At 68.5% G+C, this 12,747-nt stretch carries 10 protein-coding genes and 1 pseudogene; 3 read left to right on the top strand and 8 right to left on the bottom strand.

What is annotated here, in order from left to right; all coding sequences use genetic code 11:
• Positions 1–73 precede the first annotated feature (73 nt).
• Positions 74–973, top strand: coding sequence for a LysR substrate-binding domain-containing protein (locus tag ARGLB_RS19535; protein ID WP_003805781.1), 900 nt, complete (start codon positions 74–76; stop codon positions 971–973).
• A gap of 83 nt (positions 974–1,056) precedes the next feature.
• On the opposite strand, the gene ARGLB_RS19530 is transcribed toward ARGLB_RS19535, so the two are convergent.
• From ARGLB_RS19530 to ARGLB_RS19500, 7 genes are read right to left on the bottom strand one after another with little or no spacing between them, the layout of a single operon-like run.
• Positions 1,057–2,481: an NtaA/DmoA family FMN-dependent monooxygenase gene (locus ARGLB_RS19530; RefSeq protein ID WP_003805780.1), complete on the bottom strand. Its 1,425-nt coding sequence runs from the start codon at positions 2,479–2,481 to the stop codon at positions 1,057–1,059.
• A gap of 10 nt (positions 2,482–2,491) precedes the next feature.
• Positions 2,492–3,643: an LLM class flavin-dependent oxidoreductase gene (locus ARGLB_RS19525; RefSeq protein ID WP_003805779.1), complete on the bottom strand. Its 1,152-nt coding sequence runs from the start codon at positions 3,641–3,643 to the stop codon at positions 2,492–2,494.
• Entirely contained in the window at positions 3,640–4,506 is an 867-nt protein-coding gene (locus ARGLB_RS19520; protein WP_003805778.1) for a DUF1684 domain-containing protein, read from the bottom strand. The genes ARGLB_RS19525 and ARGLB_RS19520 overlap by 4 nt, the downstream gene beginning before the upstream one ends.
• Positions 4,484–5,650, bottom strand: a complete 1,167-nt coding sequence (locus ARGLB_RS19515; protein ID WP_003805777.1) for an LLM class flavin-dependent oxidoreductase — start codon at positions 5,648–5,650, stop codon at positions 4,484–4,486. The genes ARGLB_RS19520 and ARGLB_RS19515 overlap by 23 nt, the downstream gene beginning before the upstream one ends.
• Entirely contained in the window at positions 5,647–6,669 is a 1,023-nt protein-coding gene (locus ARGLB_RS19510; RefSeq protein WP_003805776.1) for an ABC transporter substrate-binding protein, read from the bottom strand. Before ARGLB_RS19510 ends, ARGLB_RS19515 begins: the two co-directional genes overlap by 4 nt.
• An 11-nt stretch (positions 6,670–6,680) precedes the next feature.
• Complete coding sequence (locus ARGLB_RS19505; protein WP_043419906.1) at positions 6,681–7,505, bottom strand: amino acid ABC transporter ATP-binding protein; 825 nt, start codon at positions 7,503–7,505, stop codon at positions 6,681–6,683.
• A 5-nt stretch (positions 7,506–7,510) separates the two neighbouring features.
• On the bottom strand, positions 7,511–8,602 hold the full coding sequence (locus tag ARGLB_RS19500; RefSeq protein WP_003805773.1) for an amino acid ABC transporter permease: 1,092 nt from the start codon (positions 8,600–8,602) through the stop codon (positions 7,511–7,513).
• Positions 8,603–8,860: 258 nt separating this feature from the next.
• On the opposite strand from ARGLB_RS19500, the pseudogene ARGLB_RS19495 reads away from it, so the two are divergent.
• Positions 8,861–10,774, top strand: a pseudogene (locus ARGLB_RS19495) (FAD/NAD(P)-binding protein); the annotation flags it as partial.
• A 30-nt stretch (positions 10,775–10,804) separates the two neighbouring features.
• Positions 10,805–11,329, top strand: a complete 525-nt coding sequence (locus ARGLB_RS23735; RefSeq protein ID WP_175305030.1) for a GNAT family N-acetyltransferase — start codon at positions 10,805–10,807, stop codon at positions 11,327–11,329.
• Here ARGLB_RS23735 and ARGLB_RS19490 read toward each other — a convergent pair.
• Complete coding sequence (locus tag ARGLB_RS19490; RefSeq protein WP_003805771.1) at positions 11,278–12,567, bottom strand: ammonium transporter; 1,290 nt, start codon at positions 12,565–12,567, stop codon at positions 11,278–11,280. The two genes, ARGLB_RS23735 and ARGLB_RS19490, sit on opposite strands and share 52 nt — an antisense overlap.
• Between the last annotated feature and the right edge of the window lie 180 nt (positions 12,568–12,747).

Below are 12,747 nucleotides of genomic sequence, written 5' to 3'. Positions count from 1 at the left end.
AGTACAGGCCATCCCGTTGATATAGTGAAGGTCTAGTTTTGACTCGCTGTGAGACGAAGGGCGACTTGATTTGATGGTGGAGGTACGCCAGGCCCGGTACTTCATTGCCGTGGCCGAGGAGCTCCACTTCGGCCGTGCCGCGGACCGGCTTAAGATGTCGCAGCCGCCATTGAGCCAGGCCATACTCCAGCTGGAGCGCCAGCTGGGCGCCACACTGCTCAACCGCTCCAGCCGCAGCGTGCTGCTCACGGAAGCCGGTCATGTGTTCCTCGAGCAGTGCCGGATCCTGGTGGGTGCCTCTGAGCGTGCCCGGGAAGTTGCTGAGCTGGCGAGCTCCGGCAGGTCCGGGACCCTCCGGCTGGGTGCCGTCACCTCGGCGTTCAGCGAACTGCTGCCTGATGTTCTGCGCCGGTTCCGGGAGTCACGGCCGCAGGTGGACCTGCAGGTTTCGGAGATCGACTCCCACCACGGCCGGGATGCGTTGATGCGCCGCGAATTGGATGTGGCGGTGATCCGGCAGTCGGTCACCGGGCGGCAGCTGAAATCGCTGCCGCTCCGCCGGGACCACTTCGTGGTGGCCATGCCGAAGGACCACCGGCTGGCCGGTGGCGGGAAATCCGGCCCGGAACCCGTCAGCCTGGCTGACTTCCGGGACGACCCGTGGGTGTGGCTGCCGCGGCACATCTCGCCCGACTATCACGACGAGCTCGTGGCGGCGTGCCGCCAGGCAGGGTTCAGCCCCGAGGCACACCACTATGCCAACTCCATCCATTCGCAGCTCGCGATGGTCGAGTGCGGGCTGGGCGTGACCCTGGTGCCGGAGAGCTCAGCCAGGCAGCATCCGGGCAGCAGCATTGTCTGGCGGGAACTGCGCAGACGGGTGGATCTTGTTGAGCTGTCCGTGGTCAGCCGCGCCGGCGGGGGTGAGCAACTGGTGGAACACTTCATCGAGTGCTTCCGTCCGGAGGGCTGACGCAATCACAAAAACTCTCATCGGTTGCTCCGTAGGTGCCCTTTCGGAGGGTGAAAAGGGCACCTACGGAGCAACCGACCGGGTTAAAGGAGCTGCTCCCCGACGGTCAGCTGGAGCCGGACCGTGTCGGCGTCCTGCCGGACCGGCGTGGCCAGGCCGAGGTTCTCCCGCAGCGTGGCTCCGGCGTACTCCGTCGGATAGACGCCACGTTCCTGCAGCGCCGGGACGAGGTGGTTGACGATGTCGTCCAGGCCGGTGGGGATCAGCCACGGCGAGATGTTGAAGCCGTCCACGGCGCCGGTGTGGGCATACTCCGCCAGGCGGTCCGCCACCTCGGTGTAGGAACCCGTGAAGCTGGAGTCCCCGCGGCTGGTCCGGGCGGAGACGAACTGCCGGATGCTGAGGCCCTTGTCCATTGCTTCGGCGCGCCACTGGTCCGCCAGCTGCTTGGCCTTGGCGCCGTGGAAACCGCTGCCGCGGGTCTCGGAGGTCTCCTCCACCACGGGGTCGATGTCCGGCAGGGGCCCGTCGGGATCGAAGCCCTGAAGCTCGCGGCCCCAGAACTGTTCGAGATACGCGATGGCCTGCTCGGGGCCGATCTGCAGGCTCCGCACCCAGTCCTTCTTCTCGAGTGCTTCCTGCGGGGTGGCGGCGAGGATGAATTCGCTCGCGGGCATGATCTTGACGTCGTTCGCGCCGCGGCCGGCCCTGACCGTGCGCCCGACGATGTCGCGGCGGAAGTCGAGGGCATCGTCGAGCCTCGGGTGGGCGGAGAAGATGACGTCGGCCTGCCGGGCAGCGAAGTCGCGTCCCTCCGGCGAGTCGCCCGCCTGGAACAGCACCGGCCGGTACTGGGCGCTGCGCGGCAGCCGGGGCACGTAGTCCACCGTGTAGTGCTTGCCCTGGTGGTGCACCGGCCGGGCTGAACCGGGTGCGGCCCAGGCGGGGGCGGCGGGCGTTTCAGCGATGGCGCCGTCCTCCCAAGAGTCCCAGATCCGCTTGGCCGTGGTGACGAACGCTTCGGCGTGGACGTACCGGTCGGCGTGGTCCAGGTAGCCGCCCCGGCGGAAGTTCGCGCCGGTCCAGGCGTTGTCCGTGGTGACCACGTTCCAGGCCGCACGGCCGCCGGAGAGCAGGTCCAGGCTGGACAGCCGGTGTGCCAGATCAGCGGGGTCGTTGTACGTGGTGTTCTGCGTGGCCACCAGGCCGATGCGGGTGGTCACGGCAGCCAGGGCGGCCAGCATGGTCTGCGCGTCAGGCCGGCCTACGACGTCCAGCGCGTGCGGGCGGCCGAGGTGCTCGCGGAGCCGCAGTCCCTCACCGAGGAAGAACGCGGCGAACAGGCCCCGCTCCGCGGTCTGGGCGATGCGGCGGAAGGACTCGAAGTCGGTCTGTGATCCGGATTCCGGCGACTTCCAGACCGTACCCGAGTTCACGCCCTGGAAGAAGATGCCGAGCTGGAGCTTGCCGGAGGGCACGAAGCCGTTGCCGATGTGTGTGTCTGTCATGGGTTTCTCCCTAGTTCTCGGCCGCGGCGGGCGCGGATACGGCGGCATACCGGCTGGTGGGCCGCGGCAGGCCCAGCAGGTCCCGGAAGGTGGCACCGGGCTGCTGCGGTGCCAGCACGCCGCGGCGCCGGAGGGCAGGAAGCACCAGCTGGGCCAGCTCCTCCAGGTCCACGTCCAGGACCGCGGGGTGGAGGCGCACGCCGTCGGCAGTCTCCAAAACAGAGGCCAGCAGTTCAGTGAGCTCCGCTGCGGTGCCAATGAAACGGGCGCGGCTGCTCTGCCAGGGAGTATGTGCATCCAGCTCGGCGAGGCGCCCGGCGGCGCTTTGCCCGCGTGCGTCAAGGACGACGTCGAGCTCGGCGATGACGGCCGCGGCGGGAGCGGCAGCGCGGGCCTCGGCGATCTCGCCGGCAAGCAGCCCGGGCGTGGGCGCTGAGACGAGCACGGCGTCCGCCGCCCCGGCGGACAGCTGGTCGGCGCCCAGCAGGCCGGCCGGTGCGAGGACCGGCAGCTGGCCCTGCAGGGGACGGGGGATGATGGACGGCCCTTTGACCGAGTAGCCGGCGCCGCCTTCAAAATCGACGTAGTGCAGCTTGTCGGCGTCGATGTACCGGCCGGTGGCGACGTCGCGGATCACGGCGTCGTCCTCCCAGGAATCCCAGAGCCGGCGGCCGACCTCGATCGAATCGGCGGCCTCCCGGCCCAGCCCGTCAGCAGGGACTAAAGAACGTCCGACGGCGGCAGCGTCAGCCGCCTGGTCCGAGGCAGCCACCAGCCAGCCGGCGCGGCCGCCGGACACGTAGTCCAGGCTGGCCAGCTGCGTTGAGATGTGGAACGGCTCCGTGTAGACGGTGTCCACCTCGGGGACCAGCACGATGGAAGCGGTGACCGGGCCGGCAAATGCCGCGCGCTGGAGGGCGTTCAGCCGGCCAGGGATATCGCGGCCGTCCGCCGAATCGGCCGCAGGCGTCAGCGGTCCGTCCGCGAACGTGGCCACGTGGAACCCGGCCGATTCGGCGGCCAGCACGGTGGCGCGGACCCGCGTTCCGTCCAGCAGCTCGGCGGGGGTGTGCCGGGCCTTGCGCCAGGCGGCGGGGTGCCCGCCGTCGCCGTCCAGTTCGAGCGCGAGGAAACCAGTAGAGGGGGTGGCTGCAGTGCTCACTGTCCGGCCTGCCTTTCGTGGGGGATCTGTTCGCCCGCTTCGATGGCCACCGGCAGGCGGTTTTCGGCCGGCGGCAGCGGGCAGGTGGCGAGGTCGGTGTAGGCGCACGGAAGGTTCACGGCGCGGTTGAAGTCCAGGGTCACGCGGCCGTCCGCGTCCGGTGCGCCCACCGTGAGCGAGCGGTTCGCCGCGTACGTGGTCTTGCCGGACGTCGCGTCCGTGAACAGCACGGACAGGGTGCCCGGCGCGTGGCCGTTGAAAGCCGTGAGGGTGAGGTTCCGGCCGTCCAGCTCGAACCGGATCTCGCCGGGTGCCTCGTACACGTGCACGATGCCCTCGACCGCGGCCCCTACTGTGGTGGGCCGGGGCGACTCGAACGGCACGTACACGCCCTCGACGGCGAAGCGCTGGTCCGGCGCGTAGGCCGGCGTGCCGCGGTACTCGTTGAGCAGCGGGTTTTCCGGGTGCCGCGGCCGGACGATGTATTCCCCGCCGCGCTTGGCGAGTTCGACGACGGCGGGACCCGCAGTGAGGATGATGCCCTCACGCTCGGCGATGGGATCGAAGACGACGGCGGTGACGCCGTCGGCTGTCAGCTCCCGGCCGTCCCGCAGCAAGCTTTCGCCGGCCTCCAAAACTACGGTGACGGCGTCGTCCTGCACGCTCCAGATGCCCGGAACGCCCTCGAGCCGGGAGGGTTCCGCACCCAGCCAGTGCAGGTGGGTGACGGCGAGGAAGCCGTGGGGGTCGGCGCGGCGGCGCTCGTGCGCGGCGTGCCACTGCTCCCATGCGGCGGCGAAGGCGGCCGCATCCTGTTGATCGGGCCTGTCGAGATCCGGTTCAGTGTGCGTAGACGTAGGCAATGTCGCTCCTGTGGTTGTCGTGGTCGGTGGTGACGGCGGAGGCGGCGTCCGGTTGGGTGGCTCCCGCAAAACCGGGACGGCCGCCAAAGGGATCCGCGGACTCCCAGAGGGTGGTGGGGGCTGATGCGCGCACGGCCGGGACCACCTCGAGCGCGAACCGTTCCAGGATGTCCAGCTGCTGCTCGAAGGGCAGGGTGGTGGGCAGCGAGATGGACTGCAGGCTGTGCCCGTACAGCTCGTGGTAGCTGAGGATCTTGTCGATCACCTGTTCCGGGCTTCCGACGAGTGCCGGGCCCTCCGCCACCGCGTGGTCGATGTCCCGGAACGGCGAGTTGTTGCCGGGAACATTGCGTGCAGCCGCGAGGCCCTCGTACACCGGACCGTACTGGCGCTTTGCCTCCTGCGTGGTGTCGGCAATGAAGACACCGCCGGCCCCGCTGCCTGAACCCACGTAGCGGTGCCGCGGATCGTGGCCGTGCCGCTCGTACTCCGCCACGTAGTGGTCGATGAGCACCTTGTAGTTTTCCCGCGGCTGGATGGCGTTCGCGGTGAACAGCGGGTCGCCCCAGCGCGCGGCCAGCGCCGCCGACGTCAGCGTTGTAGCAGACCCGTGCCAAATCCGCGGAGAACCGGCGTAGGGGCGGGGCGTGGTGGTGGTTTTGTCGGGCAGCGCCGGACGGAAGCGGCCGGACCACGTGACGTCCTCCTCGCGCCAGAGCCGGCGTAGCAGGGCGTACTTCTCCTCCAGCAGGCCCCACTGGTCCGCCAGGTCCAGGCCGAAGAGCGGGTACTGCAGCACCTCGTTGCCCTTGCCGATCACCAGTTCCAGCCGTCCGCGGCTGAGCTGGTCGATCGTGGCGTAGTCCTCGGCCACGCGCACCGGATCCAGGACGGACAGGACGGTGACCCCGCTCTGCAGCCGGATCCGGGAGGTGACGGCGGCGATGGCGGCAAGCACCGTGGTGGGGGAGGACGAGATGAACTCCCCGGCGTGCCGCTCACCGACGGAGAAGCTGTCATAGCCGAGCTCCTCGGCGCGCCGTGCGGTCTGCACCACCTGGTTCAGCCGGTCGGCGGTGGAGACGATCTCCCCGGTGACCGGGTTCTTCAGGTGCGGAATGATGTCCAGGACCTGGAACTTCATTTCGCAGCACCCGCCTGTGTGCCCGCGAAGTTGGCCTCGGTCACGGTCTTGGATTCCGGCAAGGCCTCCTCGGACAGCCCCCAGCGGGCCAGCACCCTGGCGTAGGAGCCGTCCTTGATGGCGGAGTTCAGTGCCTCGGTGATCACCGGTGCCAGGCCGTTGCCCTTAAGCGTGGTGGCGGCCACCAGGGTCTCGGACGGCCAGCCGGCGTTGACCTTGCCGACGATCTTGAGGTCGTCGCGGGTGTTTTCCCGGTAGACCGTCGAGGGGTAGGGTGCGATGTTCAGGTCGGTCCGGCCGGAGGACAGCGCCAGGATGGTGTCGGCGTCGGAGGAGTAGTACTGCAGGCTGGCGGGCTCCTTGCCCCTGGCCTCAAGCTCCTTGTTCCAGGCCAGCAGGATCTTCTCCTGGTTGGTGCCCGAGCCCACGGAAACCTTCAGGCCGGAGATGTCGTCGGCGCCCTCGATGTTGTAGGACGATGACTTCTTCGCCTCGAAGCCCATGTACGCCGCCCGGTAGCTGGCGAAGTCGAACAGCTTCACCCGGTCCTTGTTGATGCCCACGTTGGAAAACACGGCCTCGAAGTCGCCGGACTGGGTTTTCAGCGGCCAGTTCTCCCAGGAGGTGACCTGGACGTCGAGCTCCAGGCCCAGCTTGTCTGCCACCAGCTGGGCGATGTCCAGCTCGGAGCCGATGGGCGTCTTGTCGTCCGTGGCATGGAAGGACAGCGGGATGGAGGCGGCAGTGGTGGCCACCGTGAGCTTGCCGTCCTTGCCGATCAGCGCCGGTACCTTCGCGGCCAGCGCGGCGTCCTTTTCGGCGTGGATCCGCTGCTGGGCCGGTGACGTGTTGTAGACGACGCCGTTGCGGGCCGCCGTCGTCGCCGCACCCGATGCGGCGCCGGCTGAACCGCCGGAGGCGGCGGCGCCGGGATCGGAGCAGGCGGACAGGGCCCCGGTGCTCAGCAGCGTACCGAGAAGAACGACGGCGGGCAGCTGCCGCCGGGAGAAGCGAGACATGCGGTTTTTCCTTAGATATTGAAGGCGGGCTCGATCACCTTGGAGAAGAAGCTCCTGGTGCGTTCTTCCTGCGGGTTGGTGAAAATGTCCTGGGGTTTGCCCTGTTCAACGATCTGGCCCTGGTCCATGAACACCACGGTGTCGGCCACGTCGCGGGCAAAGCCCATCTCGTGGGTGACGATGATCAGGGTGGTGCCCGATTTGGCCAGCTCGCGGATCACGTCCAGCACCTCGTTGACCAGCTCGGGGTCAAGGGCGGAGGTGGGCTCGTCGAAGAGCAGGATCTTCGGGTCCAGTGCCAGGGCCCGGGCAATGGCGACGCGCTGCTGCTGGCCGCCGGAGAGCTGGCGGGGGTAAGCATCGGCGCGGTCCCGCAGGCCGACCCGGTCCAGGAGTTCCAGGCCGCGCGCGCGGGCCTCGGCCTGGGACCGTCGAGGTTTTCCGGGGCGCGGGGCGACGACGGGTGCCTCGGTCACGTTCTCCAGCGCCGTGAGGTGCGGGAACAGGTTGAAGTTCTGGAACACCATGCCGATTTCGGTGCGCTGCTTCAGGATGTCCCTCTCGGGAAGCTCGTGCAGCTTGTTCCCTTTGACCCGGTAGCCCACCAGCTCGCCGTCGATGGCGATGAACCCGGCATCCACCTTTTCCAGGTGGTTGATGGTCCGCAGCAGGGTGGACTTCCCGGAACCCGAGGGGCCGACGATGACGGCCACACCGCCGGGCTCCACCGTCAGGGAAATGCCCTTCAGGACTTCGGTGGGGCCAAAGGTCTTCCGGACCTTGGTGATTTCCACCAGCCCGCGCGTGGCGGCGGGGGCCTCAAGTGTTGTGCTCATCCGAATCATTTCCTTCCTGCGGTGTTAACCGGGGCGTGGGTGGCCAAGAACTTCCGGGCCTTCTGCAGCGGCGTGAGGGGCAGGGTGCGCACGGCGCCCTTGGAGTAGTGGCGTTCGATGTAGTACTGGAACACGCTGAGCACGGAGGTGATCACCACGTACCAGAGCGTGGCCACGAGCAGCAGCGGCAGGACCTGCTGGGTGCGGTTGTAGATGACCTGTACGGTGTAGAAGAGCTCCGAGTAGGCCAGGACGTAGACGATCGAGGTGCCCTTGACCAGTCCGATGATCTCGTTGAAGGCCGTGGGCAGGATGGCGCGCATGGCCTGCGGCAGCACGATCCGGGTGGACCTGCGCCAGGCGGGGATGCCCAGGGCGGCTGCCGCCTCGAGCTGGCCCTGGTCCACGGACAGAATGCCGCCGCGGATGATCTCGGCAGAGTAGGCGGCCTGGTTCAGCGTCAGGCCGAGCACGGCGGCCGCGAACTGGCTGATCAGGGTGGTGGTCTGCGCCTCGAAGAACCGGATGTCCGTGAACGGGATGCCGAGGCTGATCTTCTCGTAGAGGTAGCCCAGGTTGTACCAGAGGAGCATCTGGACCAGCAGCGGCGTGGACCGGAAGATCCACGAGAACGTCCAGGACACGGAAACCAGCAGCGGCGAGGCGGACAGCCGCATCAGGGCGAGGATGAAGCCCAGGATGAAGCCGAGGACCCCGGAGATTGCCGTGAGCTTGAGGGTCTCCACCAGGCCGTTCACCACGGACTTGGCGGTGAACCACTGGGCCACCACGCCCCATTCCCAACGCGGGTTCGTTGCCAGGGACCACGCCACGGCAGCCACCCCGAGTGCCACCAGCACGGTGCCCACCCAGCGCCACGGGCGGCGGGCAGGGACCAGCCGGTAGTCGGCGTAGTCGACGGCGGCACGCAGCCCGGCGGGACGGACCGGCTCCGTTGGAGACGGTGTCCCGGCAGCCGGAGTGTCGGGGGCGGCCGGCGCATCAGACAGGGCCGGCGCATCAGACGGGGACGGTGCGTCGCGTGTGGACTGTGCCTCAGGTGTGGATTGTGACGTCCTGGTTGCTGCTGAACTCATGCGCCATCTCGCTTCTTCCGGTCGGTCATTCGGGGTAGTTGGCTGCAAATCTAGGTGCGCCCGGGAGGTCCGGCAAAGCGCTCCGTTGCAATCGTTCACGCGGCTTAGCGGGGCGTCATGAGACGAATTCTTGCGCTGATTTACCCGCCGTTACGCGGGGTGAACGGGCGTGACAGGGCCCTCGACCGGGGGTTTGTCCAGACCTTAGATTGAGGGCCCAACCCCTTTCTAAGCGGCCCTTTCTCACCAGGAGTTCCGATGCCAGCGCAGCACCCATCCGTAGTCTTCATCGGCGGTGGCCCGCGCACGGCCGGCATCCTCGAACGGCTCGCGGCCAACAGGCCCCGGCTCACGGACGGCCCGGTGCAGATCCACATCGTGGAGCCGCACGAACCCGGTTCCGGCAGGATCTGGCGCTTCGACCAGGAGCCCGGCCTCATGATGAATTCCACCGCGGCGGACGTCACGATGTTCACCGACTCCTCGGTGCTGTGCGACGGGCCCCCCATCGACGGGCCAGGACTGGCCGCGTGGGCTGCAGGAGTCCGGGACGGTTCCATCACCGACGTGCCCGCCATCCCGCCGCACCTGCAGGAACAGCTGCGCTCGCTGACAGACAGCTCCTTTGCCACGCGGCAGTTGCAGGGCAAGTACCTTGAGTGGTTCTTCCGCCGCGCCGTCCGGGCCCTGGGCAGCGACGTCCGCGTCACCGTCCACCGCGACACCGCGCTCAGCGTCGAACCGCGCGACGGTGGCAATTACGTGGACCGGAAGTCCGACGACGGGGGGTACAGCGTGCGGCTGGCCGGCGGCGGCACGCTGCACGCCGACGTCGTGGTTACCGCCCTGGGGCACACCGACGCGGAGCCGGACCCCCGCTCCGCCGCCTGGACCGATTTCGCGGCCCGGCACGGCGGGTTCCATGCAGCACCCAGCTACACCACCGACGTCGACTATTCCCCCATCGCCCCCGGACAGGACGTCATCGTCTCCGGCATGGGACTGGCCTTCGTGGACCTGCTGGTGCTGCTCACCGAAGGCCGCGGCGGGCGCTTTGAAGAGACGTCCGACGGCGGGCTGCGCTACCTTCCGTCCGGGGCCGAACCCAGGCTCTGGGCCGGGTCGCGCCGCGGTGTGCCGTTCCACTCCAAAATCTCCGTGGCACTGCGCGGCGAGCAGGCGGGCGCGCCCCGCTTCTTCACCGCCGACACCGTCGGCGCGCTCTTGGCGGAGCACGCTGAACTGGATTTCCGCGCCCACCTCTGGCCCCTGATCGCGAAGGACGCCGGCTACGGCTACTACCGGGAGCTGTTCACCGGCAGCCCGGAACGCGTTGCGCTCGGCTGGGACGAGTTTGCCGTGCGGTTTGCAGCCCTGGACTGGTACAGCAGCGCGCGGCATGAGCTCGTCGCCGCGGCAGTGCCGGACGCCGGGCTGCACCTGGACCTCGAACGGCTGGACCGGCCGTTCGGCGGGCAGATCTTTTCCGGCCACGATGACGTACAGGAGGCGGTGGCCGCCTACATCGAGCGTGACCTCGAACTGCGGACGGGACCGGACCACCCGGAAACGCTGGCACTGTTCATGGCACTGCTGAAGGTGTACATGGAACTGGGTAGGATTGTCCCGCCCGAACGGCTGAACGCGCGCTCGCAGGAGGAAGTGCACGGCTGGTGGCACGGGTTCTTCAGCTTCGTGGATTCCGGTCCGCCGCCCCGCCGGCTGCGTGAGATGCTGGCCGTCCACCGCGCCGGGCTGCTGCACTTCCTGGGACCGGGACTGTCAGTGGCCGCCGACGACGCCACCGGCGAGTTCGTGGCGACGTCGGCGCAGTCACCAGTGAGCGTGCGGGCGAAGGCCTTCATCGAGGCGCGGCTGCCCGGTCCCGCCGTGGCCCGTTCCGCCAACCCGCTGCTCCGTTCGCTGCACGGCGCGGGCCTGGGAGCGGAGCAGCACCTGCTCACGTCGGACGGCGCCCACTCCACCGGCCGCCTCCTCGTCACCTCGGGCCACCGGATCGTGGGCCGCAGCGGTGACACCCGGAGCCGCCTGTTCGGCATCGGCCCGGGGACCTCCGGCTGGGGAGCGGGCGCGTTTGCCCGTCCCGGCACCAACGCGGCGCCGTTCCGGGAGAACGACGCCCTGGCCAGAAGGATCCTTACTGCCGTGTCTATTCCAGCTCTCACCGTCCTCGAACTGCCCATGCACGATCCCCGGGTCCGCCCGCTCCTGGACGAGCTCGCCGTCGAGTATGACACCCGCTACGGCGACCTGTTCGGCCGGGGCGCGGCGGCGGAGGAACTGAACAGGTATCCGGCCGAGGAATTCGAAGCACCGGGTGGCGCCCTGCTGATCATCCAGGAGAACGGCGAGTCCGTGGCCGGCGGGGCTTACCGCCGCTACGACGCGGAAACCGCCGAGTTCAAGCGGATCTGGACGCACTCGGCGCACCGGCGGCGGGGCCTGGCGCGGCGGGTGCTGGCGGAACTGGAGCGGCTGGCCGCGGAGCGCGGGTACCGCAGCGTGTACCTCACCACGGGCCCGCGCCAGCCGGAGGCCAAGCACCTGTACCTGAACACCGGGTACACGGCGCAGTTCGACCTCGCCGCCGACCCCGAAACCATAGGTCCGCTGGCGTTCACGAAGGACCTGGCTGTCCTTGCCGGGGGACCGGCTCAGGACCGGGGCGCGGAGCCAAGGTTCACGGGATCTTCGTCCGTCAGGTAGGCGAACTCGGAGTGGGCGGCGATGTCGATGCCGCGCAGTTCGTCCTCTTCGTGGATGCGCAGGCCCATGGCCATGTCCACCACCTTGGCGATCACCCAGGTCAGGCCGAAGGAGTAGACCAGCACGGCAACGGTGGCGAGCGACTGGATGCCCAACTGCGTCAGACCGCCGCCGTACAGCAGGCCGCTGACGCCGTTGGGCGCGCTGTCCGTGGCGAAGATGCCAATCAGGAGCGTGCCGATGATGCCGCCCACGAGGTGCACGCCCACCACGTCGAGTGAGTCATCGAAGCCGAGGCGGAACTTCCATTCGATCGCCAGCGAGCAGACAGCACCGGCGATGGCGCCGATGGCCACGGCACCGAGCGGGCTGACCGCACCGCAGGCCGGGGTGATGGCCACGAGCGCGGAAACCAGCCCCGAGGCTGCGCCCAGACTGGTGGTGGCGCCGTGCCGGATCCGTTCCACGAGAGCCCAGGCGAGCAGGCCAGCGGCGGCCGCCACGGCCGTGTTGAGGAACACCACCGACGCCGAATGGCCGGCGGTCAGCGCGGAGCCGGCGTTGAAGCCGAACCAGCCGACCCACAGCAGGCCGGCGCCCACCAGCACCAAGGGACGGCTGTGGGGCTTGGAATGCTCCATCTTGGGCCAGCCGGAGCTGCGGCCCAGGACCAGCGCCAGGGCGAGCGCGGCGGCACCGGCGTTCATATGCACCGCTGTTCCGCCGGCGAAGTCGATGGCCTTGATGCCGTTGGCAATCCACCCGCCGGTCACCGAGCCGTCCGCCGAATTGAACGCGAACACCCAGTGCGCGATGGGGAAGTAGACCAGCGTGGCCCATATCCCGGCGAACACCATCCAGGCGCCAAACTTCATCCGCCCGGCGGCCGCGCCGGCAACGAGCGCGGTGGTGACACAGGCGAAGAACAGCTGGAAGGCCGTGAACAGCGCCGCGGGCAGGGAGGCATCGGGGTTGTCTGTCAGCATCGGCTCGAGGCCTGCATACTGCGTGATGTCCCCGATCAGGCCCAGGCCGTTCACTGAGTTGCCAAAGGCCATCGAGTATCCAAAGAGTGCCCACAGCACGGCCACGAGGCTGGCCCCGCCGAAGCACATCATCATCATGTTCAGGATCCGGCGCGACCCCACCATGCCTCCGTAGAAGAGGGCCAGGGCGGGAATCATCATGCATACCAGTGCAGAACTTGCGAGGATCCAGGCAACATCTCCAGCGTTCATTTCGAACTCCACTCAAGAAATCGGTGGTGGCATTTTGCTGAGACCCGGACGAATGCCGTTTGTCCCCAAAACATAGGGCACCGCCATCTGCGGTGGGTTTCAGGAATGTAAATTTCTTGTTACCGGGACTGTTTGCCGCAACAGCGACGGCGGCCCCACACCGGGGACCGCCGTCGTCGG

The sequence above is a fragment of the Arthrobacter globiformis NBRC 12137 genome (assembly GCF_000238915.1).
Taxonomy (GTDB): Bacteria; Actinomycetota; Actinomycetes; order Actinomycetales; family Micrococcaceae; genus Arthrobacter; species Arthrobacter globiformis.
Note: the sequence above shows the minus strand (reverse complement) of the source record. Positions and strands in the feature narration are given on the sequence as shown.